The following is a 25,461-nucleotide window of genomic DNA, read 5'->3' on the forward strand; positions in this document are numbered from 1 at the left end:
AGCTGATCTGTAGAAGAACCATTGCAGTTGGCTCAATTGAGCACAGAGGATGACATGGCACTTAGACAACTCGGGCATGTCGCCATCCGGGTAGAGGACATTCCCAAGGCGGTGGAGTTCTACCAAAAGCTGGGCATGGTTAACGTCTGGCAGGATCCCGACTGGGCCTACATGAAGGCAGGAGAGGATGGGCTGGCGCTATTGGGGCCGGGCTACCGCGCGGCAGGGCCTCACTTTGGCTTTGTCTTCGACAGCATAGAGGAGCTTCGGCAAGAGCACCAGCGCCTGAAATCCCAAGGGATCCTGGTGGGGGAAATCCACAGCCACCGGGATGGCACTGCCTCTTTCTATGGCAAGGATCCCGACGGCAACCTGTTTGAGTTTTTGTATGAGCCTGCGGGGACTTTCGACAGGGCTAGGTCAGCTCAAGCAACAGCTTGACCGATAGAGCTCCAAATACCCTTAATTCGCCCAGCCTAGACGACAAAAGACGAAGGGATCCCCTCCTACACAGGGGATCCCCCCTTTTGACCAGCATTTACCCGACTTGAGCCAGTGGGAGTTGCCCGGTCAGTCGCCAGATCTGCTGGAGGTTTGCACGTACAAAATCACCAGGAAGATGGCGGGCACCAGAACGACTAAGAGAGTGGCCAAGATGCCCAGGTAGTTCGTCTCCATAACTCCAAATGCCACAAGCCCAACTGGCAGTCAGCATACCACTCTTGAGTACGACTTGCCCAAAGGGAAAACAGGCGGGCCAAGGCTAGGGCTTTGTTTTGACGGAAACATCCCCCAGCACTTTGGTCTGGCAGGCAAGGCGGTAGCTATCGGGCTTGCGCTTGAGCTTGCGGTTTTCTGCCTCGGTGCGAGGGGAGAGGTTCTCGGATCCCTCGACAATCTCCACCACACAGGTGCCACATTGGCCGTTGCCGCCGCAGTTGAGCAGCTTGGCCATCATTTTGTAGAGATCGATCTGGTTTTCCAGAGCCTTCAAGCGCAAGTTAGCGCCTTCAGCGACGAAGATCTCTCGGTTCTCGTTGACGAAGCGAATCGTTGCCATACCCCTGCCAGAAACCACGACACCTTTCAGACTGAGCCAGGAGAGCGCTCACAGTTGCTAAGTATTGTAACATTTTAAGTCATATTTTTAATCTCTGGCGAGAGATCTGGGATGATGATGCCTAAAGTGAGACGGCATCCTGCCTGAAGCCACTCAGGTCGGTAGCGTTTCGTTATACTGTTTGATGCCCGTGATGGAAATTCTGAGAGCGATATCCTCTTGGGTGCGCTCAGGGGTTCAAGCGGGTGCGGCACCCCTCGACTCTGAAGAAACTGCTCAGGTCAGGATCCCAGGTAAGATGTCGGCTTAATTTTGACTGGATATCGCGCAAGTGTTGGAGAACGTGGAGGACCGAGCTTTATGGGACTACCGTGGTATCGGGTCCATACGGTTGTACTGAATGACCCAGGTCGCCTAATCGCGGTTCACCTGATGCATACTGCTCTGGTAGCAGGTTGGGCCGGATCAATGGCGCTTTATGAGACGGCCATTTTCGATCCGTCGGATCCTGTCCTAAATCCGATGTGGCGTCAGGGCATGTTTGTCATGCCATTTATGGTTCGCCTGGGGGTGGTCAACTCCTGGGGCGGTTGGAATATCTACGGCGAGAGCGTAGCCAATGCGGGCTTCTGGACGTTTGAAGGGGTAGCTACTGCTCATATCGTTTTGTCCGGATTGCTCTTCTTGGCGGCCTGCTGGCACTGGGTGTACTGGGATCTGGAGCTGTTCCGGGATCCCCGCACCGGAGAGCCGGCTTTGGATCTGCCGAAAATGTTCGGGATCCACCTGCTGCTGGCCGGGATCCTCTGCTTTGGCTTTGGAGCTTTTCACCTGACGGGGGTGTTTGGCCCGGGAATGTGGGTGAGCGATCCCTATGCGACGACGGGACACGTCCAGCCGGTAGCACCGGAATGGGGGCCAGCCGGTTTTAACCCCTACAACGCCGGAGGGGTGGTGGCCCACCACATTGCTGCAGGCATCGTGGGCATCATTGCAGGTCTATTTCACATCACGGTACGCCCACCCCAGCGCCTCTATCGCGCTCTGCGAATGGGGAACATCGAGACGGTGCTTTCCAGCTCGATCGCGGCGGTGTTTTTTGCCGGTTTTGTGGTGGCCGGAACCATGTGGTACGGCAGCGCCACTACCCCTGTGGAGCTGTTTGGTCCCACCCGCTACCAATGGGATTCTGGCTATTTCAACCAGGAGATTAACCGCCGGGTAAATGCGGCCATGGAAGCCGGGATGACCCGCAGCGAGGCCTACAACTCCCTGCCCAAATCTTTGCTCTTCTACGACTACGTGGGCAACAGCCCGGCCAAGGGGGGACTGTTCCGAGCTGGCCCCATGAACAAAGGGGATGGCATTGCCATCGAGTGGCTGGGCTACCCGGTGTTCCGTGACCGCGAAGGGCGCGAGCTGACGGTGCAGCGGATGCCCAATTTCTTCGAGACCTTCCCGGTTATTCTGCGGGATGCCGATGGCGTGGTGCGGGCAGACATTCCTTTCCGTCGGGCGGAGTCGCGCTACAGCTTTGAGCAGGTGGGCGTGACGGTGGAGTTTTACGGCGGCAAGCTGGACGGTCAGGTGTTTACCGACCCGGCAACCGTCAAGAAATATGCCCGCCAGGCCCAGTTGGGTCAGTTGTTTGAGTTCGACCGAGAAACCCCCAAGGCGGACGGCACCTTCCACACCAGCCCCCGCGGTTGGTTTACCTTTGCTCACGCGGTCTTTGCCCTGCTGTTCTTCTTTGGCCACATTTGGCACGGCGCTCGCACTCTCTTCCGCGATGTGTTCGCCGGTATTGACCCCAATATGAGCGAGGAAATGGTGGAGTTCGGCGTCTTCCAGAAAGTAGGGGATCCCACCACTCGCAAGGTTCAGGAAGCCTAGAGCCCTTTTCGGCGATGCCGTCGGCACTCTGCTTCACTTTGGAGATGGGGTGCTGGCGGCTCCGAGTTAATCTGGAATCAAGCCCCCTTAGAAATGGAGGTTTTGTATGGAAGCCATCACCTACACCTTTATCCTGTTTTTGACGTTGGGCCTTCTGTTTTTCGCGGTCGCCTTTCGGGAAACTCCGAGAATTACCAAGAAGTAACCCAGGGTAGTGGCTGCCGTTCCTGCTGTGCCGGGCTCAAGCAAGGCAGAGGGAAGGTCAGTCTCTTTTGAGATTTGTGGTTTAGGCTTAGTTCTGGATGGGGCCGGAGCTCTCTCCGGCTTTCCTATTTGCGGTTGGGTAGCGGCAACTCGGAATGGAGTGATTCCAAAATAAGATTCCAAAATAAATAGTCAAGTAGCGGCAACCTGAGGATCCTTCCTTTTGGGAGAGGAGGGGGGAGTTCTCAGAGCTACTGAGACCCTTTTCGGTACTCTTCAGTACTCTGTAGGAGAACGCTTGTCCTACTGCTCAAATTGAACTCGCTAAGGATGCCTTAGGATGGCTTTTGGGATCCCAGAGACAGCTTAGCTTGGGTTCAGATTCAAGATTGGGTTAACGATGGCAACAGTGCTGCTGGTGGAAGATGATCCGATCAACGCCCGTGTTTTTGAGAAGGTGTTGCGACGGCGGGGAGGTTTTGAGGTCTTTCACAGCCAGGATGTGGAGCAGATTTTGAAGCTGGCCCAGGGGCACGAGGTGGATGTCATTTTGTTGGATGTTTCCCTGTCCCAGAGCACCTTTCGCGGCGAGGCGGTGGACGGGATCCGCATTGCCCAACTGTTGAAGGCGGATCCAAAAAGCCGCTCCATCCCCATTATTTTGGTGACGGCCCACGCCATGCGGGGCGACCGCGAGGCATTCTTGGCCCAGAGCGGGGCGGATGGTTATATCGCCAAGCCAGTGGTGGATCACGAGGAGATGGTGAATCAAGTTCGCCAGGTGTTGTCTCAAGGGCCGAGGCAGGGGTGAGTTCTCCTGGAGAAGAGTTAGGCGGCGAAGCTGCGCAAAATCGACTGCCAGAAGGGGATCCCATCCTGCCCTGGCAAATCGGGATCTGCTGCCCGCTCAGGGTGGGGCATTAAACCCAGAATCCGACCGCTGGGATCGCAAATGCCGGCAATATTATCCACAGAGCCGTTGGGCGCAACCGGAGCATAGCGAAGGACGATCTGCCCTTGATCCTGCAATTGCTTGAGGGTATCCGGGTCGCAGGTATAGCGGCCTTCCCCATGGGCGATGGGCAGGGTTAGGGTGGATCCCTGGGGATACGCGCTTGTCCAGGGGAGATCCTGCCGTTCTACACGGATCCCCACTCGGTCGCAGATAAAGTGCAGGTTGGCATTGCGCACCAGCGCCCCCGGCAGCAGGCCCGCCTCTGTTAAGATCTGAAAGCCATTGCAGATGCCCAGCACATAGCCGCCTCGCGCTACGTGCTCCTTCAGGGATCCCATCACCGGAGCAAAACGAGCGATGGCCCCACAACGCAAATAATCCCCATAGCTGAAGCCCCCCGGCAGCACCACCACATCCAGCTCCGACAAATCCGTCTCTCGGTGCCAGATCAGCCGCGTTGGGCAGCCCAAGAGGCCGCGGGTTACCCAGGCTACATCTCGGTCGCAGTTGGAACCCGGAAAAACAACAACGCCAAACCTCACGCCAGCCATTGGGATCCCTTAAGTGAGAGGAAAGAAGATGGTCAGATTAGAGGGATGGAAGAGGGGTTGGGGGTATTTTTGGAATGGCCATCAGATCAACCCCAAATCGCGTGAACCCATCAAATTAACCACCGATGGCAGCCACTTGGATTTGATAAGTCTCAATCACCGGGTTGGCCAGCAGTTGATGGCACAGCTCATCCACCTGGCGGTGGGCGGTCTCGGCATCGGAGGCCTCTAGCTGCAGTTGGATATGCTTGCCAATGCGCACCTGCTGTACCTGGGTATGCCCCAGCTGATGCAAGCTGGACTGAACCGCAGCCCCGGCGGGATCGAGAACAGAGGGGCGTAGGTGAATCTGAATCTGGGCCTGGAACTGCATAGAATAAAGGCTGGATCTGTTACCAGTGTATCAGTCGGATCATCACAGCTTTGGGTTCAGTCATGGATGCGTCGCGCGTGGTGGCCATTGCCCACAACGTTTTCCGGGAAACGATTCGGGATCGGATTCTCTACCTGGTGATGGTATTTGCGGTGGCCATGCTGGGAGCCGCTGTTTTGATCCCGCAGGTGGCCAACCAGGCCCACAACAAAATCATTGCCGACCTGGGGTTGGCGGCCATTCACTTCTTCGGCCTGATCGTGGCCATTTTCGTGGGCACAGGGCTGGTGAATAAGGAGATTGAAAAACGCACGGTGTATGTGCTGATCGCCAAACCCATGAGCCGGGCAGAGTTCATTGTCGGCAAGCATCTGGGCCTATCGGCTCTGCTGTCGGTGCTGGTGCTGCTGATGACAGTTGTGTTTCTGCTCAGCCTGCTGCTGGTGCAGGCCCCGATCCCCCTTTTGGCCATTCTCTGGGCGACGGTCTTCACTTTCTTAGAGCTGGTGCTGATTGTTGCTGCAGCCCTGCTGTTCGGGGTTTTCACTTCCTCGATTCTGGCCACCCTCTACACCATTGCCCTGTTCCTGATGGGCCATGCCAGCCGCGCCCTGCTGCAACTGAGCAAGCTGGTGAAAGATGCCGGATTTGGCAAACTGTTTGAGGTGATTTATTTGATCCTGCCGGATTTGGAGCGCCTCAATTTGAGAGATGCTGCGGTTTACGGCCAAGTTCCGCCCCCAGCAGAACTTCTCGGAGATGCACTGTACGGCTTGGTTTACACCCTTTTGCTGCTGATTCTGGCAGTGTTGGTGTTCGCCCGGCGTGAGTTCTGACGTTACCTCTTCCCCCATGCGTTTTTTCCACTTCTATACGCCCGAACAGGTGCCTTCATCTGGGATCCCGGAGTGTGCGGTGGCCATTGATGTGCTGCGGGCCACCACCACCATTGCCACAGCGCTGGCAGCAGGAGCAGAAGCGGTACAGGTGTTTGCCCACCTGCAGCAGCTCCAAGAGGCAAGCCAAAACTGGCCGGCTTCCCAGCGGCTTTTGGCCGGGGAACGGGGGGGCAAAGCGGTGGCGGGGTTTGATCTGGGCAACTCCCCCCTCGACTACACTCCCGACCGCGTGCGGGACAAGCGCATCTTCCTGAGCACCACCAACGGCACGCGCAGCCTACAGCGCCTGGAAGGGATCCCGGTGGTGATCACAGCAGCCCTGGTGAACTTGGGAGCCGTGGTGGATTTTCTCAGACGGGGCTCCTTTGCCGAGGTGTGGCTGGTGGGATCCGGGTGGGAAGGGGCCTTTTCGCTGGAAGATACTGCCTGTGCCGGAGCCATCTTGCATCGCCTGGGCTGCTCTTTGAACCAGTTGGGCAACGACGAGACCTTGGCGGCCTTGGCCCTCTACCAAACTTGGCAGGACGATCTGCTGGGTTTGTTGAGACGCTCTAGCCACGGGCAACGGTTGTTGGGTCTGGGGCCGGAAAACGATAAGGATCTGGCCTATTGTGCCCAGCTGGATCGTCTCTCAGTGGTGCCCCGACAGGTTCAGCCAGGGGTTTTGGCCAGTGGCGGGTAGATTTTGGATAGATGGATCCCGCCAGTTGGAAGTGAGCAGCCATTCTCAGCAACAGGCCGGGTGCGGGCTTGGGGATCCTTCCCCGGCAGAGCTGGTCTGCAGCTAACCCGCTTGGGCCGTGTCGGGGGCAATGCCCAACGCTTTCTGGTGCAGCCACGCCTGCCATTCTCCTGGGATCAGCTTGTTGTTAAACGCATCGCCAGAAACAAACATATCCCGCTGATTCTGGGCCAACACAAAAATGGAGCGGCGATCGAAATGGGAAGTGAGTTTGTAGAGGGTGTAGGGGCCTTCTGAGTAGAGGGTCAGAGTTTCCTGATCCAGGCCATGGCGGCTGCTTTGGCCGTAGGCCCGCAAGACCATGTTGATCAATCGCTCATAGTGCATAGACCGCAGATTAGAAAGCTACACAGAACATAGACAGATATTACGGAAGCCGCTGCCAAGGCCCGAGCGGCTCAGGTGAACCCAGCATAACAAATCCCCCTGGATGACCACGCAACGCTAACGCGAATGAAAACGCGAATGGACAAGATGCAGCGTCAAATGCAGCAGAAAAATGCGGTAGAACTTAAGGCAAGCCATCACGCAACCCTCTTGCACAGGCAGCCCCCCCATGGCCAACATGGCGCCCCGCCCACCCCACCCCACAGAGCCTGTCCGCATTGGCATCGTCGGCGCTTCCGGCTACGGAGGGGTACAGTTGGTGCGGTTACTGAGCGAGCATCCCGGCGTGCAGATCACCTACCTGGCCGGGCAAGACAGTGCCGGCAAGCGCTACGGGGATCTCTATCCCCAGTTGGCCCAGGCGGTGGATCTGACCGTTCAGCCGGTAGAGGTGGATCGCATTGCCGCCAACAGCGATGTGGTGTTTTTGTCTCTCCCCAATGGGCTGGCTGCTGAGCTGGCCCCGCCCTTGCTGGCCAAGGGGTGCAAAGTCTTGGATTTGTCGGCAGATTACCGCTTTCGCAACCTGGCCACCTACCAATCTTGGTACCGCATGGGTCAGACGGATCCCAACTGGCCCAGCCCTGCCTATCGCCAGGCCAATGAGCAGGCGGTCTATGGGTTGCCGGAACTTTATCGCGAGGCGATTGCCCAAGCCCAACTGGTGGGCTGTCCCGGCTGTTATCCCACTGCCTCGTTGTTGGCGGTTGCCCCTCTGCTGCGGCAGGGGTTGGTGGAGCTGGACAGCCTCATTTTCGATGCCAAATCCGGCGTTTCGGGGGCAGGCCGTACCCCCAAGGTGGGATCCCTGTTTGCCGAAGTGGACGGCTCTCTGGCAGCCTATGGAGTGGCCCAGCACCGCCATACGCCCGAGATCGAGCAAGCTTGCACCGACCTGACCCACACCCCCATCACCGTGCAATTTACGCCTCATCTGGTGCCCATGGTGCGGGGGATCCACGTCACCTTGTATGCCACCCTGCGGGATCCCGGCTTTGTGGGGGAAGATTTGCTCACCATTTACAATGCTTTCTATCGCCAATCTCCCTGGGTGAAGGTGCTGCCGCGGGGGGTTTACCCGCAAACCAAATGGGTCTCCGGCACCAACACCTGCATGATCGGGGTGGAGGTGGACAGCCGCACCAACCGCGTTATTGTCCTGTCGGTGATCGATAACCTGATGAAAGGGCAAGCAGGGCAGGCGGTGCAGTGTCTCAACTTGATGATGGGATGGCCGGAAACGTTGGGTTTGCCTCGGCTGGCGTTTTACCCCTAGCTATAATGCCCGTGATCCCCTTGAAGCGGATTCTGTCCATGTCTGAACCCCTGAATCCCCCTTTCCATTCCGAGCCCCAAAACGCCTCGCCCAGCTCAAAGGTTGCCTCAGATGCCGTCAATGGCGCTGCTGAGGGCCTGAACTGGGAGGAGCTGTGGCGGCAGCTGGAAGCGGGCTGGCAGGATCTACCCCGTCGCTCCGAAGAGACGGTGCAACAGACCCTGGCTCGCCTGCAACTGGAGTGGGGCGGGCTGTGCCGAGAGGCGCGGGATCGGCTGCAAAGCGCTCTGGAACAGTCGAGAACGGCGGGATCCCCAGAGCCCATCCACCGAGAGCTGCAAGCGCTCTTGCCCCTGCTTAACCCCTGCCAATGGGAAGTGGTCATTGGCTCTTTGCGGCAGGCTGCGGATCGCGCCTGGGTGGCCAGCTTGCTGTATCACGGCTTGCAGGAAGCGGCCTATCCAGAGGCGGAAAGCCACGGGATCCCTTCTTGGGCTCGGACGCTGACCTCTGACCAACGCTCTGCTCTGGAGGCGATGAGTGCCTGTGCCTATGGCAACAGCCGCCTGCCTTTGGTGATGGACAAAAGCGGCCAGATTCAAGTAAAGGCCTCAGCCGCCTTGTTGGCCGCCTTGATCGCCATCGAGATCGGCAGTGTGGGTTCGGCAGGTGCCTTGTCCTTGCTGGGCACACCGGAGCTGCGCAAGCTCTTGAATGCCGAGGGCAAGCTGCGGCGAACTGGCTTAAAACAGGGACGAACTGCCCTCACAGAAGAAGAATGGCAAACGCTGCGCCGTTGGCTGGATCCCAAGGGATCTCCTCCCGACTGGTATCTCAATCTCACTCAAGTGGGGATCCAGACCACCCAAGTGGGGGACTATGCGGCACGGCGGCTGCGGGAGTTTTTCCAGAGTGAGTGGATTAAGCTCGTGATCCCCCCCTTGTATCACCTGGTCATCGATGCAGTGCGGCTACTGACGGGAGAAGTGTTTCTCAGCGTGGGCACCACCCTGGAATCGGCTTTGGAATCGGCAGAGGCAGAGCGGCGACTGGAGTTGGTGCTGCAAGCCTTGCCCCAAGCGCGGAATATTCCCAGCCCCGACCGGATCCAAGCTGCCATCCCCGCTGTGGTGGAAGCTGCCGAGAAACTCCTCAGACCTCTGCTGGCCCGCCAGTTGATGACCGTGGCGGACATCTTCGATCCGCCCATTCGCAACGAGAGCCTAAATGAATTGGGGCGGCAGCTCAACCTCTGGAACCCCTTCCAGTTTTTGCTCACCTGGAGCACGGCCGGCTGGCTGGAGGCCCTTCTGGATCAGATCAGCGAGTTGCAGCAGACCTACCCAGAAATGCCCCTGTGGGAGAGCTATCGCCAGGGCCTTGAAACGGCAGTGCAAGCTCCACGGGTGATGGATCAGGCGGAGGCTCTGCGTCTAACGGCCAAGAGTCTGGATCCCAAGTTGGATCCCTTGGAAGATTGAGTAGATGATGCATAGGGAAGAAAATTTCCTACAGCATCCACAAAGTGAGGCTGGCAGGCTAGGTGGAATCTTTTCTACGCCAAAGACAAATCTGCACGGGTTGTAGAGGGTGGCCGGCGGACTGGTCTGATACATTTACGCTGAACACTGCTGAACATCACTGTTCAACTATGCAGCGATAGCATTCTGTTTGTTTCCAAACAGAATGGCGGTATCCCGCAAAGCTTTGAGTAGAATACCCAAAGCGCAGTTTCCGTGTCGTCTTACTACCAATTTTCTGCTTTGCTTTGGCTACCATGTTGGCAGACTCGAAAGTAAACAGAAAGATCAACTGGTAGTAATCCGTACTGAACATATTATACATTATTTTCAGTATAGTTGAGCTTATTATTGACTAGAGTCATGCTCCAGCCTATTCCCAAGTTAGCCATCCAGGCGGCTAGGAAAACTCCATCCACTCCACCAACTGGTTACCCCCATAAGCAAGGGGAGTGTCGAACAAAAACATGCGGGTCAAGGACGTGACCGGTAAGATCCAAGCAGGGATCCCCAAATAAAGAAAGAAGTAGAAACCAACGTGCAACATCAAGTTTTGGGGTTAGGCATTGCGGGGCTGGCGGCAGCGCGGCTGTTGCGGGCCCAGGGCTATGAAGTGCTGGTTTGGGATGAGCAAGATTCCCCTCTTCTCAGACAGCGGCAGGCCGAGCTCAATCAGGAAGGGATCCCGGTTCGGCTGGGGCAGCCTTTTCAACTGGCCGAAGGGGTGAAGCAGGTGGTGGTCAGTCCGGGCATTGCCTGGGATCACCCGCTGCTGCAGGCGGTGCGTCAACAGGGGATCCCGGTGGTGGGAGAGGCGGAGCTGGCCTGGATCTATCTTGACCACCTACCCTGGGTGGGGATCACCGGCACCAACGGCAAAAGCACCACCACGGCTCTGGTGGCGGAAATGTTCAAGGCGGCGGGGTTGCAAGGGATCCCCTGCGGCAACATTGGCCTGCCCCTGTCGCAAGTGGCTTTGGCAACGCTCCAGGGAAAGCTCAAGCCGGATTGGATCGTGGCGGAGCTGAGCAGCTATCAGTTGGAAGCCAGCAGCCGCCTCATGAGCAGCACTCCTGGAGGGCCGCCGCGCATTGGGGTGTGGACCACCTTCACTCCCGATCACCTAGAACGGCATGGGACGCTGGAGCGCTATGCCAGCTTTAAGGCTCGCCTTTTGGATCGGGCCCAGTGGCGGGTGCTCAACGGCGAGGATCCCTACCTGTGCTGCCGCCGGCAGGACTGGGAAAATACCTATTGGACTTCCCTTGTTGCTACCCAAGGCTGTTGTGACCGGGATCCCACCGCAACCGTTGACCTGCGGGAAAACCGCCTCTACATCCAGGGGGAGATGGTGGCGGAGCTGGAGGACTTTGCAGAACGCTGCCCTGGCCAACACAACCTGCAAAACCTGCTCTTGGCGGCAGCAGCAGCACGTCTGGCCGGGATCCCCAACGTTGCCATTCAAAAAGCCATCCGATCTTTTGCCGGCATGCCCCATCGGCTGGAGCGGGTGGCGCAAATCCAGGTGGGAGCCACCCCCATCCGCTTTGTCAACGACAGCAAGGCCACCAACTACGAGGCCGGCTGGGTGGCACTCAACGCCCTCTCCCCACCCATTATTCTGATTGCCGGAGGAAGGGCTAAGCAGGGGGATCCCGGCGCCTGGTTGCGGTTGATTCGGGCCAAGGTGGCCCGCGTGGTGCTGATGGGGGAGTCTGCCCCAGCCCTGGCGGAGGCCCTCCAGGGGATCCACTATACTGACGTTGAGCTGGTGCCAACCCTAGATGTAGCGGTGGAAAGAGCCTTTGCAGCGGCTTGTTCCCTTTCGCGTCAAGCTCAGAGCTTGGGGAAGCCCGCTCAACCCATCACCATTTTGCTGTCCCCCGCCTGTGCCAGTTTTGACCAGTACTCCAGCTTTGAACACCGTGGCAACCATTTCCGAGCCTGCTGCCAAGCCCTCCAGGGATCCCTGGAATGCTGAAGCTCGCTGGCTGCGCTGGCTCACCTTGATCTGGCTGGTGCTGGGGCTGATGATGCTGTTTTCCGCTTCCTACCCGGTGGCTCAGCGGATCACCGGCGATGGCCTCTACTTTTTCAAGCGCCAATTGCTCTGGGCCGGGCTGGGTCTGGGCTGTTTCTGGGCTCTGGTGCAGATCCCGCTGCGGCGCTGGTTCCCCTGGGCCGGGATCCTCTGCTTGGTGGGAGTTGGCTTGGTGTGGGCCACCCAGGTGCCGGGATTGGGGGTTTCCCGCCTGGAGGCCAGCCGCTGGCTGGATTTGAAGGTGATCCCTGTTATCCAGCCTTCAGAATTGCTCAAGCCCCTGTTGGTGTTGCAGGGATCCTGGATCTTTGGCCGCTGGTTTCACCATCCCCTCTGGTTCCGCATCCTCTGGGTGGTTATCTTCGCCTTTGCGCTCTTGGGGATCCTCGCCCAGCCCAACCTGGGCACCACGGCCATCTGCGGCCTTACCCTCTGGGCTATGGCTTGGACCGCCGGGATCCCAGCTTTCACCCTTTTGGCCACAGCGGGGCTGGGGATTCTGGCGGCTGTGGTGAGCATTCTCAGCAAAGATTACCAACGGCGGCGCATCTTGGCCTTTTTGGATCCCTGGGGTAACGCCCAAGGGGATGGCTATCAGTTGGTGCAAAGCCTGTTGGCCATTGGCTCCGGCGGCCTGTGGGGCAAGGGATATGGCCTCTCCCAGCAAAAGCTGTTCTACCTGCCCATCCAATACACCGACTTCATCTTCTCGGTGTATGCAGAAGAGTTTGGCTTGGCCGGATCCCTGTTCTTTCTGGGGTTGCTGACTTTCTACACCTTGCTGGGCTGGCGAGTGATGGGGCGCTGTCGAGAGCTGACCATTCGCTTAGTAGCCTGTGGCTGCCTGATGTTTTTGGTGGGTCAGTCGCTGATGAACATCGGCGTGGTCACTGGGATTTTGCCCACCACAGGCGTGCCCCTGCCTTTGTTCAGCCATGGGGGTAGCTCCATTCTGGCAGGGCTGATCACAGCAGGATTGTTGGTGCGGGCAGCCCGCGAAGCAGGGTAAAGTAAGGCTGCATGTTGCCAACCCAGCAAAGGGATCCTTTCACGCAAGCAGCAAACCCAGAGGGCCAGGGATCCCTATTGGATTGGTTAGTCTCTGCTTTAGAGCGGCTTCTTATGCAGCAAAACCAAAGCTGAAGTTGAAACCGAGCCTAGATCCAGCCCATTTCATCCAAAACGAGGGTAAACACCGTCGCGCAACAGGCCACCAACAGCGACACATAAGCCGGCTGACCGTGGGCAATGCAAACACCGGCTGCCACCGAAGCGCCCGCAGCTGCAGAAAAGGTACGACCTGCCCAATTGCCTTTGGAGGGTTTGTCAGAAGGATTGAATTTGTTAAACATTTTTACAGCAGAAAGAGGATTCAAAGGGAATCAATTCCATAGGAAACGGCCTCAGGTTATCACCCCCCGACTCGATTCCAGAGGGATCCAAGGCCATTCTCAATATTTCTTCGCTTAGGCTTCAATCTTTCGTAAAATTGCGCTGAGATGCTCATAATCATCCCGCAACAGAGAGCTCAACTGCCGACCTGCCTGTAAAAGCCAGTTGCGATCTCGGTTCAGGATTCGGTAAGTCTGGCGGATCACGGCAGCCACCAGCTCATCGGTTGGGATCCCGTTGACCCGTAGCAGGGTGCGCAAAAACTCGAAAGAGCGGCAGAACTCCCTTACTTCCGTATCGGAGCAGAGATAAACCGGCTGGTGAATCTGGGGAGGGCGTGGCGGCAAGTACTGATAGACCCGTCCCCCGCTGACAAAGCCGACAATGGCCGCGCGAAAATCGGTGCGCAACATGGCAAAAATCTGGGGCTGTTGCTCCCGCAGCTCCTGAGGGGAGAGGCCCAAAGCCCTGGCGCGATGGACGGTGTCGATGGGGGCGATGGCGGCATAGCAAACCACGCCATAGATCAGGTTGCCGGTCTCTTCGTCTTGGGAGCGCGTCCAACTGCCGAGAGCAGGCATGGGCGGGAAGGTCAGGCGTTCCGGCTCGAAGCACTGGGCCACAAAGGTTGTGGTGTCGGCCTCCACCACTTCTCCAAAAGCAGAGGCAGGCTGGGGGGCTCTCATCGGGATCTCAGACTTCTCAAGGGTTGCTGCTGCAAAGGCCGACGGAGGGAGACAGAGGAGTCAGGAGAAAATGGAATTTTTCCAGGTTTTAAGACTTGTGAAGATAGGGGCATCCCCTTGCCCAACATTTTGCCCCTTTTGCAACGTTTTGTCCGATCCCCGAACGGCAAATCGGCAACTCAACAGCCTATGAGATCCTCATTGCTAAGAAAGTTAGCCGATTTTGGGGATCCCTGCGTAATATATTTTTTCACACGCTCCCGTGCAAATTCGCCATCCTAAATATTAGCCATTCTAAGTATTGAGCAGTTGGCGAGCGGAGGGAGAAACAATGAATGCTCAGCAACGCGGCCAAATCATCGCTTCTGAGTGGATGATCGACAGCCAAAACCCAGTACACTCCATTTCTCGGCTCAAGCGTCGGGCGACCTACTCCGATGTAACCCTCTGGTGGTTGGTGGTGCAACTCAACCTGATGGAACAAAACTCTATCCACACCGATCACCGATAGGATGGACGGCACAAGAACAATCGGCTGCACGAAAATCCCAGCCCAGGAACATCCCGGATCCTAAATCCAATCTTAAAACTTAAAAAAAACAAAAGAAGAGCTGAAAGTTGAGTCGGGTTGCACCTCGAACACCAGCTCTTCTGGACAGAGTAAGGAATAGAGATAAAGAAGAACCGAGTCTCGACCCCCCTTTAATCCTCCAGAGGCAAAGCCGCCACCTGAGCCGATTGCACTGGCGAGGGGAAGAAAGGCCGCTGCACGATTTCAGTTGCCAACACACTGCGCAACTGGGCAGCTACCGCCACCGTCGTGACATCGTAGGTTTGGGTAGCCAGGCGCGGGTAGAAGCCAATGCCGAGAATCGGCAACAGCAGACAGAGGGCCACCGCCATTTCCCGCGGACGCACATCCCCCAGGTAGTCTTCCAAAACCAAGCCGGGATCCTGAGCCCCGTAGAACACCTGACGCAGCATGGAGAGCAAGTAAATGGGCGTCAAAATGATACCCACTGCCGCCAGCAGGGCAATTCCAGCTTTGAAGGTCGGCGCATAGGCATCGCTGGTGGTCAAGCCCAAGAACACCGTCAGCTCACCCACAAATCCGCTCATCCCCGGCAGCGCCAGAGAGGCCAGGGATCCCGCTGTAAACAGGGCAAAAGCCTTCGGCATCTGCTTGGCCAACCCTCCCAACTTGTCGAGGGCAAGGGTGTGGGTGCGCTCGTAGGTGATCCCCGTCAGGAAGAACAGAACCGCGGCAATCAGACCGTGGGAGATCATCTGCAGCACTGCCCCATTGATGCCCAGCTCCGTGAAGGCGGAGATCCCGATCAACACAAAGCCCATGTGGGCAATGGACGAATAGGCCAAGCGCCGCTTGAGATGGTTCTGACCAAAGGCCGCCAACGCCCCGTAAATGATGTTCACCACACCCAACACCGCCAGCACAGGGGCGAAGTACACGTGGGCTTCCGACAACATGCCCACATTCATGCGGATCAGGCCATAGCCCCCCATCTTGAGCAGAACTCCCGCCAAGATCATGGAAATGGGAGCAGAGGCTTCGCTGTGGGCATCCGGCAGCCAGGTGTGCAGCGGGAAAATCGGCAGCTTCACCCCAAAGGCAATCAGCAAAGCCGCATAGGCCAACAGCTCCAAGGCCAGTGGGTAAGACTTAGCGCTCAGCTCTGCCATCTCCAGGCTGAAGCCCTCGCCGTAGAAGGCCATCGCCAGGGATCCCACCAAGATAAAAATGGAGGCGGCGGCGGTGTAGAGGATGAACTTGGTGGCGGCGTACTGGCGCTTCGGCCCACCCCAAATGGAGATGAGCAGATAGACCGGCACCAGCTCAATCTCCCACATCAGGAAGAATAGAAGCATGTCCTGCGCCAGAAATACGCCCACCTGGGCGCCGTACATCAGCAGCAGCAGGAAGAAAAACAAACGCGGCTTGTGGGAGAGATTCCAAGCCGCCACAATCGACAGGGTTGTGATCAAACCGGACAGCAATACCAGCGGCAAGGACAGGCCGTCCACCGCCAGCGACCAGTGGAATCCAATTTGGGGCACCCAGGCGTAGCGCTCCGCCAGTTGCAGAGAAAAGTCCTGCAGGTCATAGTGCCGCGCAAAGACATAGGCCATCAGGCCCAAATCAAAAGCCCCCACAGCGAGGGCATACCAACGCACCCAACGGCTCTGGGGGATCAAGGGGATCCCAAAGGCTGCCAGCAGAGGCAAGAGCACCAGCACCGACAGCCAGGGAAACTCAAGAGGATTGCTCATGACCGGGAATAAATACTCATGCTCGATACCTCAATGATATGAAGCTGTGTAAACAAATGGGAAGCGATATTTACAAAAAAATCTGCGCAATAGCGCAGATCTCGAGAAAGTTTCTCTGATGCCGATCCTCGAGGATCCTCAAGGGATCCGGCGCGATAGCGCTCCGCCAGGTGGATGGGCCACCCGAGTTGGCCAGGGATCCTCCGGCCAAGCAAGATCTCGGCTCCTGAACTCCCCCGGTACCTGGGGGGGTCTACTCGTCTTCGGCAAAGACAAAACGGTGCAGCTCGTCCAGGGTTGGCTCTGGGCTTTCCAGAGCAAAAAGAACCGCGTCCTCAATCACGGCGCTGACCTCCGCGTGGATGGCTTGGAAGTCTGCCTCGGTCATTAGGTTGTGCTCCAGGGCATAGCGTTCCAGTTGCTTGATGGGATCCCGCTGCCGCCAGAACTCTTTTTCCTCAGGACTGCGCAGCTCGTCAGGGTCGGCCAGAGAATGGCCCCGGAAACGATAGGTGATGCACTCCAGCAAGGTGGGGCCTTCTCCGGCACGGGCGCGGGCGATGGCCTGTTGGGCGGCCTCTCGCACTGCTAGCACATCCATCCCATCCACCTGGTAGCCGGGCATGCCAAAAGCCGGGCCTTTGCGGTAAATATCGGTGTCGGAAGTGGCGCGTTCATGGGCCATGCCAATAGCCCAGAAGTTATTTTCCACCACATAGATGATGGGCAACTTCCAGAGGGCAGCCATGTTGAGGCACTCGTAAAACTGGCCGTTGTTGCAGGCTCCATCCCCGAAGAAGCAGGCGGTTACCTGGTCGGTGCCCCGATATTTGGCAGAAAAAGCAGCCCCCGTCGCCACTGGGATCCCTTCGGCCACAAAGGCATAGCCCCCCAAGAAATTGTGCTCCGCCGAGAAGAGGTGCATGGAACCACCCCGACCCTTGCTGCAGCCGGTGGCCTTGCCGAACAACTCTGCCATGACCGCCCGCGGCGGGATCCCGGTGCTGAGGGCATGCACATGATCGCGGTAGGTGCTGCACACGTAGTCGGTGGGCTTGAGCGCCTTGATCACCCCCGTAGAGACGGCCTCTTGGCCGTTGTACAGATGCACAAAGCCGAACATCTTGCCCTTGTAGTACATTTCGGCGCACTTGTCTTCAAACAGGCGGCCCAGCACCATGTCTTCATAAAGAAGACGAGCCTCTTCGGCAGAAATGCGAGCAGTTGTGGAGCGCGAAGTAAGTTCTTGAACCATGCTGCGGTGCAACGAATCAGAGGTATCTTAGGCGGTCAGCAGTGAGCTTTGCGGTTTGCCCATTATCTCATGCTCCAGTCTGTCTGCCACCTTACCTGGAAATCCCATCCTGCAGGGCCGAAAGCGGTTGTTTCGAGGCCAAGGGAGTTAAACTGAAAGGCTAGGGCAAGAGGCGTTTCCATTGCAGCAGCCGCATCAGGACTCCGTCCCGCAAACGCGAATCTTGAACACCAGAGGGGGGGTTTCTTCTGCTCTCGGCTTGGACGTCGATCTGCTGGAGCCGGGGGCAAGAGGTATTTGGCCAGCCAACGTGACGGGGTGCGCCCATGGGAGCCCGTTGGGTTAGCGGTTTTGCGGCGGTGTTGTTTGCGTTGGCGGTCACCCTGCTAGGGGGCTGGTATTTTACTGCAGCCATTGGGCTGATCATTTTTTTGGCCCAGTTGGAGTTTTTTCGCTTGGTGCAAGCCAAAGGCAATGCGCCGGCCATGCGCACCACCATGTTTTCCAGCCAGGTGCTGGTGATTTTGCAGCAGGTGAGGCCGGAGTGGACCAGCCCTGCCTTTATCGTGGCGGGATCCATCATCTGTTTTTATTTGCTCTTTAAGCCCAAGGTGGCCACCATTGCCGATATTGCCACCTCGATTTTGGGGTTGTTCTACTGTGCGTTGCTGCCCAGCTTCTGGATTCGGGTCAGGGCCTTGTCTTTTGCGCAAGGGCTGGGCGAAGGGCTATGGATTACGCTGCTGGCCATTGGCTGCGTGATCGCTGCCGATGTGGGGGCCTACCTGTGTGGTCGGGCCTTTGGGCGCACCAAGCTCTCCATCCTCAGCCCGAAAAAGACGGTGGAAGGGGCAGTAGCCGGCATTGCCGCCAGCATGACCCTTGCGGTGGTTGGAGCCTATTACCTGGGCTGGCCGTGGAGCTGGTTGAGTGGGGGCATTCTGGGGTTTTTGATTGGGTTAACCAGCCTGCTGGGAGATCTCACAGAATCTCTGATGAAACGGGATGCCGGCGTCAAAGATTCCGGGGATCTGATCCCGGGCCACGGCGGCATTTTGGATCGGGGGGATAGCTACGTATTCACCGGGCCGCTGGTGTTTTATTTTATGGAATGGCTCAACGCTTACTCTGGGCTGTAGAGCCAGCTTGCAAGTTTGCCAAACCCAGGAGCGCCCACTAGCCGAAGGTGCGGAAGGCCCTCAATTCAAAATTGCCTGGCATTCGGGCCGCTCCAAAAACACTTCTGGCAAAATGGAATCCCCGAAGTGCCCTGGAGGTGCACTCACTATGGCAAACCCCTTCAGATCCAACTCGGTTTCGTCGTAAACCACCAGTTGCCTGAAACTGGCAACAGGATCCCCAGGATCCCCCTCCACCTCGAGAATGCGGGCCTTCTGCTGGATAATCTGGGGGGTTTCTACTTCTAGTTCAGAAGGGGTTGAGGGGCTATCTAGGCCAAAGATGAACTCTCCACTTCGACCGACGAGAATTGCCTCCAGGCTACCGGGCTTTCCTGCACCTACAAAGCAAAAAAAGTAGTCAGAGTGCGGGGTAAAATACAGGCCTATCAGGGGTAGTGGAGGCGGCCAGGATTGTTCATCCGGATGAAGGCGAGCACTGAAGCAAGCTTCATAACCTGCCAGAGAGCCTGGTTCAAAAGGCTCCCCACGACAAAGTAGGATGTCTCTCTCTGATCTCTTCCAGTCCTGTTGCGCGAGGGCAGGGATCCCAGGGGATAGAGCCATCAGAGCCATCAGGACCGTTGCCGTCAATGATCTGGACATAACGCCGTACCCAAAGCTGAGGATGGTAGTACCCTAGCTCGAAATCCCTCTCTAGCCGTGTGATTAGGGTCAAGACCGATGGGCCACTCTACCCCGAAGGGCAAAGGGTTGAACTGCTACTCTATAAAGTGATTCATCAAAGTGATTCATCCTTCTCAGCCGTTGGCCTATCCTCCCTATGACTGCTGCAATTTCCTCTGTCAACCTGCCCAGCCAGTACAACCCCTTCGAGACCGAGCCGAAGTGGCAGCGCTTTTGGGAAGAGAAGGGCTTTTATGTGGCGGATCCCAAGGCGCCGGGAGAGGCCTTTAGCATGGTGCTGCCCCCGCCCAATGTGACGGGCAACCTGCACATGGGCCATGCTTTTGCCTTTACCCTGCCGGATGTGGTGACGCGCTACAAGCGCATGCGCGGCTACAACGTGCTCTGGCTGCCCGGCACAGACCATGCCAGCATCGCCGTGCACACCATCCTGGAAAACCAACTGCGCCAAGAGGGCAAGACCCGCTTCGATCTGGGCCGCGAGGCTTTTCTGGAGCGAGCTTGGGCTTGGAAGGAGCAGTCGCAGGGAGCCATCAAGAGCCAGTTGCGGCGGCTGGGCCTATCCCTAGACTGGACGCGGGATCGCTTTACCCTCGACGAGGGGCTGAGCCGGGCGGTAACCGAGGCGTTTGTGCGGCTGTACGAGGCGGGGCTAATTTACCGGGGGGAATATCTGGTGAACTGGTGCCCGGCCACCCAGTCGGCGGTGTCAGACATTGAGCTAGACGACAAAGAGGTCAAGGGCCATTTGTGGCATTTTCGTTATCCCTTGGCCGAGGATCCCAGCCAGTATCTGGTGGTGGCCACCACTCGGCCCGAGACCATGCTGGGGGATACGGCGGTGGCGGTGAACCCCCAAGACGAGCGCTATTGCCATCTCATCGGCCAGTTCATTCGCCTGCCCATTAAAAATCGCCTCATCCCCATCATTGCGGATGAGTATGTGGATCCCTCCTTTGGCTCCGGGTGTGTGAAAATTACCCCGGCCCACGACCCCAACGACTTTGAAATCGGCAAACGGCACCAATTGCCCTTCATCAACATCCTCAATAAAGACGGCACCCTCAACGAAAACGGGGATCCTTTCACCGGCCTAGATCGCTTTGTGGCCCGAGAAAAGGTGGTGCAGTGGTTTGCCGAACATGGCCTGCTGGAGAAGGTGGAGGACTACACCCACACCGTTCCCCACAGCGACCGCGGCGGCGTGCCCATCGAGCCTTTGCTTTCCATTCAGTGGTTTTGCGATGTCTCGGGGATGGGGGCTCGCTGTTTGGAAGAGGAATACCAACGAAATAGCCCCCGCTTTATCCCTGAGCGCTGGACCAAAGTCTACACGGGCTGGCTGGAAAAGCTGCGCCCCTGGTGCATTTCTCGGCAGTTGTGGTGGGGCCATCAGATCCCAGCTTGGTATCCAGTCCTCAATGGCCAGCTTCTCGAGGATCCCCAAGCTTTTGTGGTGGCCCGCAACGGCGAGGAAGCGTTGCTCAAGGCACGGGAAAAGTTTGGCCCAGAAGTTGAGCGGGTGGAACAGGATCCCGATGTGCTGGATACCTGGTTTAGCTCTGCTCTGTGGCCCTTTTCAACCCTGGGCTGGCCGGAAGAGACCGAGGATTTCAAACGCTACTATCCCAACTCCCTGATGTCCACGGGCTTTGACATCATTTTCTTCTGGGTGGCCCGCATGGCCATGATGGGATCCCAATTTACCGGCCAGATCCCCTTCAAAGATGTGTACATCAATGGCCTGGTGCGGGATGAGCACGGGGCGAAAATGTCCAAAACCAAGGGAAATGGCATCGATCCCCTGGAGCTGCTGGACAAATACGGCACCGACGCCCTGCGCTATGCCCTGGTCAAGGAGGTGGTGGGGGCAGGGCAAGACATCCGCCTGGCCTATGACCGCAAGACCGGCGAGAGCGCCAGCGTAGAGGCCGCCCGCAACTTTGCCAATAAGATCTGGAACGCCTCCCGCTTTGTGTTGATGAACTTGGAGGGGCAAACCCCTGCCCAACTGGGATCCCCTGCCCCCGAAGCGCTGGAGCTGGCCGATCGCTGGATCCTGTCGCGGCTGCACTCCACGGCCACCCAAGTTATCGCCGAGCTGGAAGCCTATGGCCTGGGCGAGGGGGCGCGCCTGCTCTACTCTCTCATTTGGGATGACTTTTGCGACTGGTACATCGAGCTGGTCAAGCCCCGGCTGCGGGGAGAAGACCTGGCTTCCAAACGCGCAGCGCAGAAGGTGCTGGCCACCGTTTTGGAAACCATTCTCAAGCTGCTGCACCCCTGGATGCCCCACATCACCGAGGAGATCTGGCAGCTGCTCACCCAGGCCAACCAAACCACCTCTATCTCCGTGCAGCCCTATCCCACCCCAGATCCCAGTTGGATCGACCCTCAACTGGAGCGGGAGTTTGGCTTGGTGATCCAAACCATTACCAGCCTGCGCAACCTGCGGGCAGAAGCCGGCCTCAAGCCCCATCAGACCATCAGGGCCCTTTTGCTCACTACCGATCCCGCCGAGCAGCGGATCCTGACGGCTGCCCAAGCTTATATCTGGGATCTGGTCAAGGCCGAGGCTTTGGAGATTACGGGATCCCTGGCCACGGAGCCCAAACAGGTGGCGGCTGCAGTGGTGGGCACGGTGCAGGTGCTGATGCCCTTGGCAGGACTGGTGGATGTGGAAGCGCTGCGGGCCAAGCTGCAAAAAGACCTGGCCAAGCTGGAAAAAGAGGCCCAAGGGATCCGCGCTCGCCTAGAGAACCCCAATTTTCTCAACCGGGCCAACCCTGAAGTGGTGCAAGCCAGTCAGGAGCAACTGGCGGAGCTGGAAGCCCAGATGAGGTTACTGGGATCCAGGCTGGAGAAGCTGGGCTGAGGTGGCGTCAGCGCAGGTAGGGCAGCGGAGTGTTTGGGCCGGGCCAGTTGGGGTGTGAAGGCAATGTCCCCAGAATTTCGCGAAATCGAAGTGGTGAACCCCTGCTTCTGTGTTAGGATAGAAGCTGAGATTGTTATCGGTTGTAGTGCTCGTTTCTTCTGGTCTTGACGGATTTTCACGTTTTGTATTGGCAGACGGCTCTCCGAACATCTCACCCTTTGTTACTCTCTCTTTCGGAGATCGTCTATGTCGATTTATGTTGGCAACCTTTCCTTTAAGGTGACAGAAGCGGATTTGACCGCTGTTTTTGCTGAGTACGGTTCTGTCAAGCGGGTGCAAATCCCCACTGACCGCGAGACAGGCCGCATTCGGGGCTTCGGGTTTGTGGAAATGAGCTCTGAAGCAGAGGAGCAAGCTGCCATTGCTGCGCTGGATGGGGCGGAATGGATGGGGCGCGACCTCAAGGTGAACAAAGCTCGTCCCCGGGAAGAACGCCCCACCTCAGGTTTCCGCTCTGGTAACGCGAACAGTGGCGGCGAGCGGCGGCGGAGTTTTCAATCTCGCTATTGAAACGCCTGCTGAGGCTTCCCGGTGCTGGGCAAGGGATTCTCAGTTGAGCTTGTTTTGAAGCGCAGCACCAGGATCCAGCTGTTTCTCTAGCCTGCTTCCATTGTTCCAACAGAGGAGTTGATGAGGGATCCCGATCAACTTACTCTTAAGATTCTTCCTTGCTCCCTGAGAGAGGAAAATAAAACGCTTGGCTTGGGTTACGGCGAGTTCGGGGATCCCTCTGGCCAAGGATCTGTCAGGTCGGCGGTCAAGGGATCCCAGTCCCATCCCCAATCGCGGGCAATGGCCTGAGTAATCCCCAGTTGCCCGTGGCCAGGGTAGCGGGCCAGGGCTACCACCAGATCAACAAGCTGCTCACCGGCAGGGATTCGACCAAAGATGTGCAGCCCATCGCGAATCTGAGATTCTTTTAGCTCGCAGAGATAGCCATCCAGGCGATTCCAATCTTCTTCTTTTTCCAAGTTGAACTGCTGGTCTAGATGCTCGGCTCGAACCAGCTCCTGAATCTGGGCGCGAATCAGGGGACAACGACTGGGATCCAACTGTTGGGCCTGCACGTACTCATCCATCAGCCGTTCCAAATCCGCCAGGGGGCCGTACAGCTCGGCGCGGGTAAGGGGCGGGGTGAGGTGGTCGATAATCACTGCCTGGGCTCGCCGCTTGGCCTGGGATCCCTCTCCTGGGTCGTTGACGATGAAGGGGTAGAAGTGGGGCATTGGCCCCAGAGCAACCTCCGGGTAGCAGGTGGCGGAAAGGGCGGATCCCTTGCCAGGCAGCCATTCCAAGTTGCCGTGCTTGCCCACATGCACCACCGCTTGAACGGCGAAGACCTGCCGCAGCCACAGGTAAAAAGCCAGGTACTCATGGGGGGGCACCAGATCCGGGGCATGGTAGTTCAAGGACGGATCCCGGTCATAGCCTCGCGGGGGCTGAATGCCTACAAACACCTGCCCTAACTGCAGTCCCACCACGGGAATATCTCGAGAGGGCGGATCCCCCCACTGCCGGACGAGGTCGGTCTGGATGGGCTCAGGCAAGCGGGCAAACCACTCTCGATAAAGGGCAGCAGAAAGGCATTGCCGAGCCGGGCGCAGGGATCCCAAGGGGTCGTAGGTCTGGCCTTCGGTTAGCCAATGGATGAGTTCATCTCCAGTCTGGGGCAGGGGATCTACTGAGTAGCCAGCTCCCGCCAAAGCTTTGAGAATTTCCACACAACTGGCAGGGGTATCCAGACCCACCCCATTGGCCAGTCGCCCGTCCCGACTGGGGTAGTTGGCCAGGATCAAAGCCAGTCGCCGCTGGGAAGGGGGGGTACGCCGCAATTTCACCCAGTTGGCCGCCAAATCGGCTACAAACTCCACCCGATCCGGCACAGCCACGTAGGCCACCACCTCCGTTTGCAAGTGGGGATCCCGCTGTTGAACCGCCTTGAAGGAAACGGCGCGGCTGATGATGCGCCCATCCACCTCCGGCAAAGCCACATTCATGGCCAGATCCCGCGCTCCCAGTCCTCGCGTGGAGTCCTCCCAGCTCTGGCGGGATCCACCGCTGAGGATTACCTGCAAAACAGGCATATCCAACTCCTGCCACAGCCTCACGTCGGGCTGGTGGCTGTCCAACCGCGCCAGCGAAAAACTGGTGGTGTTGAGCAACAGGTCAATCTGGCCGCCGAAGTGATCCCGAATGGCTGGGGGCAAGTCTGGGTCTTGAAGGCTATAGGTATACAGGCAAAGGGGTTGTAGCCCCCGCTCCACCAAGGCTTTTGCCAATTGATCCACCGGCTCTGTATTCCCCGCCAGAACATGGGCCCGGTAGAGTAAAATCCCCACCTTGGGAGCTTGGGGATCCGTCGGCGAGGCTACGGGAGGTTGGTAGATCCCAAGACGAGGCAACCCTTGTGGATCCGGCGCCGAATATTGGCCCCCTAGGAACTCCCCAGCCAGCAACAGCAGACAGGCAGCCACATTCTCCGCTCCCCCCTCCAGCCAGTACCGCCACACCCGATCCGCCACCGCCAGGGGCACAGTGGAATGGCTCACCAAATCCCAGTCGGGGCGATCGTCCCCAGGAATGACGATCAGGGTGGATCCCTCCTCGGCTGCCACCTGCTTGGCCACCTCCAGGCCATAGCTCCAGTAGGATCTCCCCCCCAACAGGCGGATCAAGATTAGCCGGGCCTGCCGCAGCACCTTCTCGGCGTAGTCATCCAGGCTGAGGGGCTGTTGCAACTGCAGCAGATTAGCTGCCCGTATGGCCGGAAAGTCTTGGGGCAAAAGACGGATGGCCGCGCTCAAAGCCGTCAGGTCCGTATCGGCTGCCGAGAGAACAACAATGGGAGCAGGATCCTGCTCCAGGAAAATGACCCCGGACTGGGTGGGATCCCATCCCCCTGGCAAAGCAGCTATTCGGTGCATGGCCGCTCTCCCAAGAGAAGGAAGCTCAGGCTTAGCGACTGTACTTGAAGCACAGAAGCACCCCAGCTCCCAGCGCTCAACTGGTCAGGAAGGGCTCCCGTAGTGGTTCCCGCTACCCAAGCATTGCCCTGTCCAAAGTGCTCCGCACCGCTGGCGCGAAAGTGCTCCGCACCGCTGGCGCGAAAGTGCTCCGCACCGCTGGCGCGAAAGTGCTCCGCACCGCTGGCGCGAAAGTGCTCCGCACCGCTGGCGC

Annotated in this window: 23 protein-coding genes and 1 pseudogene; 14 read left to right on the plus strand and 10 right to left on the minus strand. The window is 58.0% G+C overall.

Going from position 1 to position 25,461, the window contains the following annotated elements:
• Positions 1 to 54: 54 nt before the first annotated feature.
• Complete coding sequence (locus tag ACVWZJ_RS07995) at positions 55 to 441, plus strand: VOC family protein (RefSeq protein ID WP_457395689.1); 387 nt, start codon at positions 55 to 57, stop codon at positions 439 to 441.
• A 129-nt stretch (positions 442 to 570) separates the two neighbouring features.
• On the opposite strand, the gene psbM is transcribed toward ACVWZJ_RS07995, so the two are convergent.
• The gene (gene psbM / locus ACVWZJ_RS08000; protein WP_071818137.1) at positions 571 to 678 is read right to left on the minus strand and encodes a photosystem II reaction center protein PsbM; all 108 of its coding nucleotides are present in this window, start codon (positions 676 to 678) and stop codon (positions 571 to 573) included.
• Between the two features lie 85 nt (positions 679 to 763).
• Complete coding sequence (locus tag ACVWZJ_RS08005; RefSeq protein ID WP_011431947.1) at positions 764 to 1,060, minus strand: 2Fe-2S iron-sulfur cluster-binding protein; 297 nt, start codon at positions 1,058 to 1,060, stop codon at positions 764 to 766.
• A gap of 360 nt (positions 1,061 to 1,420) precedes the next feature.
• Here ACVWZJ_RS08005 and psbB point away from each other — a divergent pair, with 360 nt between their 5' ends.
• The 3 genes from psbB to ACVWZJ_RS08020 all read left to right on the plus strand — a co-directional run bounded on the left by psbB (position 1,421) and on the right by ACVWZJ_RS08020 (position 3,968).
• Positions 1,421 to 2,953, plus strand: a complete 1,533-nt coding sequence (psbB, locus tag ACVWZJ_RS08010) for a photosystem II chlorophyll-binding protein CP47 (protein ID WP_457395691.1) — start codon at positions 1,421 to 1,423, stop codon at positions 2,951 to 2,953.
• Between the two features lie 106 nt (positions 2,954 to 3,059).
• Positions 3,060 to 3,158 carry a photosystem II reaction center protein T gene (locus tag ACVWZJ_RS08015; protein WP_011431949.1) on the plus strand — a complete coding sequence of 33 codons (99 nt, stop codon included), beginning with the start codon at positions 3,060 to 3,062 and terminating at the stop codon, positions 3,156 to 3,158.
• A 399-nt stretch (positions 3,159 to 3,557) separates the two neighbouring features.
• Complete coding sequence (locus tag ACVWZJ_RS08020) at positions 3,558 to 3,968, plus strand: response regulator (RefSeq protein ID WP_011431950.1); 411 nt, start codon at positions 3,558 to 3,560, stop codon at positions 3,966 to 3,968.
• A gap of 17 nt (positions 3,969 to 3,985) precedes the next feature.
• Here the strand turns inward: ACVWZJ_RS08020 and purQ are convergent, their stop codons facing one another.
• Together purQ and purS are read right to left on the minus strand one after the other, a co-directional pair.
• Positions 3,986 to 4,663, minus strand: a complete 678-nt coding sequence (gene purQ, locus ACVWZJ_RS08025) for a phosphoribosylformylglycinamidine synthase subunit PurQ (protein ID WP_457395693.1) — start codon at positions 4,661 to 4,663, stop codon at positions 3,986 to 3,988.
• 115 nt (positions 4,664 to 4,778) lie between these two features.
• Positions 4,779 to 5,036 carry a phosphoribosylformylglycinamidine synthase subunit PurS gene (gene purS / locus ACVWZJ_RS08030; RefSeq protein ID WP_457395695.1) on the minus strand — a complete coding sequence of 86 codons (258 nt, stop codon included), beginning with the start codon at positions 5,034 to 5,036 and terminating at the stop codon, positions 4,779 to 4,781.
• 62 nt (positions 5,037 to 5,098) lie between these two features.
• Between purS and ACVWZJ_RS08035 the strand changes: the two genes are divergently transcribed.
• Positions 5,099 to 5,872: an ABC transporter permease gene (locus ACVWZJ_RS08035; RefSeq protein ID WP_414350495.1), complete on the plus strand. Its 774-nt coding sequence runs from the start codon at positions 5,099 to 5,101 to the stop codon at positions 5,870 to 5,872.
• Positions 5,873 to 5,888: 16 nt separating this feature from the next.
• A complete protein-coding gene (locus tag ACVWZJ_RS08040; RefSeq protein ID WP_414388265.1) occupies positions 5,889 to 6,617 on the plus strand; it encodes a 2-phosphosulfolactate phosphatase family protein in 729 nt (242 codons plus the stop codon).
• Positions 6,618 to 6,719: 102 nt separating this feature from the next.
• On the opposite strand, the gene ACVWZJ_RS08045 is transcribed toward ACVWZJ_RS08040, so the two are convergent.
• Entirely contained in the window at positions 6,720 to 7,004 is a 285-nt protein-coding gene (locus ACVWZJ_RS08045) for a hypothetical protein (RefSeq protein WP_011431955.1), read from the minus strand.
• 229 nt (positions 7,005 to 7,233) lie between these two features.
• Here ACVWZJ_RS08045 and argC point away from each other — a divergent pair, with 229 nt between their 5' ends.
• The 4 genes from argC (at position 7,234) to ACVWZJ_RS08065 (ending at position 12,910) form a co-directional block, all read left to right on the plus strand.
• On the plus strand, positions 7,234 to 8,340 hold the full coding sequence (argC, locus tag ACVWZJ_RS08050) for an N-acetyl-gamma-glutamyl-phosphate reductase (protein ID WP_011431956.1): 1,107 nt from the start codon (positions 7,234 to 7,236) through the stop codon (positions 8,338 to 8,340).
• Between the two features lie 38 nt (positions 8,341 to 8,378).
• Complete coding sequence (locus ACVWZJ_RS08055) at positions 8,379 to 9,821, plus strand: hypothetical protein (RefSeq protein WP_457395698.1); 1,443 nt, start codon at positions 8,379 to 8,381, stop codon at positions 9,819 to 9,821.
• 577 nt (positions 9,822 to 10,398) lie between these two features.
• A complete protein-coding gene (gene murD, locus ACVWZJ_RS08060) occupies positions 10,399 to 11,841 on the plus strand; it encodes a UDP-N-acetylmuramoyl-L-alanine--D-glutamate ligase (protein WP_457395700.1) in 1,443 nt (480 codons plus the stop codon).
• Entirely contained in the window at positions 11,786 to 12,910 is a 1,125-nt protein-coding gene (locus ACVWZJ_RS08065; RefSeq protein ID WP_457395702.1) for an FtsW/RodA/SpoVE family cell cycle protein, read from the plus strand. The genes murD and ACVWZJ_RS08065 overlap by 56 nt, the downstream gene beginning before the upstream one ends.
• Before the next feature lie 457 nt (positions 12,911 to 13,367).
• Here the strand turns inward: ACVWZJ_RS08065 and ACVWZJ_RS08070 are convergent, their stop codons facing one another.
• Positions 13,368 to 13,979 carry a hypothetical protein gene (locus ACVWZJ_RS08070; RefSeq protein WP_011431963.1) on the minus strand — a complete coding sequence of 204 codons (612 nt, stop codon included), beginning with the start codon at positions 13,977 to 13,979 and terminating at the stop codon, positions 13,368 to 13,370.
• A 331-nt stretch (positions 13,980 to 14,310) separates the two neighbouring features.
• Between ACVWZJ_RS08070 and ACVWZJ_RS08075 the strand changes: the two genes are divergently transcribed.
• On the plus strand, positions 14,311 to 14,490 hold the full coding sequence (locus ACVWZJ_RS08075) for a hypothetical protein (RefSeq protein ID WP_011431964.1): 180 nt from the start codon (positions 14,311 to 14,313) through the stop codon (positions 14,488 to 14,490).
• Positions 14,491 to 14,681: 191 nt separating this feature from the next.
• On the opposite strand, the gene ACVWZJ_RS08080 is transcribed toward ACVWZJ_RS08075, so the two are convergent.
• Positions 14,682 to 16,268 (minus strand): NAD(P)H-quinone oxidoreductase subunit 4, encoded by a 1,587-nt coding sequence (locus ACVWZJ_RS08080; RefSeq protein ID WP_011431965.1) that lies wholly within the window; start codon positions 16,266 to 16,268, stop codon positions 14,682 to 14,684.
• Between the two features lie 253 nt (positions 16,269 to 16,521).
• Positions 16,522 to 17,523 (minus strand): pyruvate dehydrogenase (acetyl-transferring) E1 component subunit alpha, encoded by a 1,002-nt coding sequence (pdhA, locus tag ACVWZJ_RS08085; RefSeq protein ID WP_011431966.1) that lies wholly within the window; start codon positions 17,521 to 17,523, stop codon positions 16,522 to 16,524.
• Positions 17,524 to 17,849: 326 nt separating this feature from the next.
• Here pdhA and ACVWZJ_RS08090 point away from each other — a divergent pair, with 326 nt between their 5' ends.
• The 3 genes from ACVWZJ_RS08090 to ACVWZJ_RS08100 all read left to right on the plus strand — a co-directional run bounded on the left by ACVWZJ_RS08090 (position 17,850) and on the right by ACVWZJ_RS08100 (position 22,794).
• Complete coding sequence (locus ACVWZJ_RS08090; RefSeq protein WP_011431967.1) at positions 17,850 to 18,662, plus strand: phosphatidate cytidylyltransferase; 813 nt, start codon at positions 17,850 to 17,852, stop codon at positions 18,660 to 18,662.
• Between the two features lie 823 nt (positions 18,663 to 19,485).
• Positions 19,486 to 22,224: a valine--tRNA ligase gene (locus ACVWZJ_RS08095; protein ID WP_011431968.1), complete on the plus strand. Its 2,739-nt coding sequence runs from the start codon at positions 19,486 to 19,488 to the stop codon at positions 22,222 to 22,224.
• 246 nt (positions 22,225 to 22,470) lie between these two features.
• Positions 22,471 to 22,794 carry an RNA recognition motif domain-containing protein gene (locus ACVWZJ_RS08100; protein WP_011431969.1) on the plus strand — a complete coding sequence of 108 codons (324 nt, stop codon included), beginning with the start codon at positions 22,471 to 22,473 and terminating at the stop codon, positions 22,792 to 22,794.
• A 197-nt stretch (positions 22,795 to 22,991) separates the two neighbouring features.
• Here ACVWZJ_RS08100 and cobN read toward each other — a convergent pair whose 3' ends face one another.
• Together cobN and ACVWZJ_RS08110 are read right to left on the minus strand one after the other, a co-directional pair.
• Positions 22,992 to 25,208, minus strand: coding sequence for a cobaltochelatase subunit CobN (gene cobN, locus ACVWZJ_RS08105; RefSeq protein WP_457395706.1), 2,217 nt, complete (start codon positions 25,206 to 25,208; stop codon positions 22,992 to 22,994).
• Positions 25,196 to 25,461, minus strand: a pseudogene (locus ACVWZJ_RS08110) (hypothetical protein); the annotation flags it as partial. The pseudogene ACVWZJ_RS08110 and the gene cobN, both read right to left, overlap by 13 nt.

The sequence above is a fragment of the Thermostichus sp. OS-CIW-29 genome, from assembly GCF_054058195.1.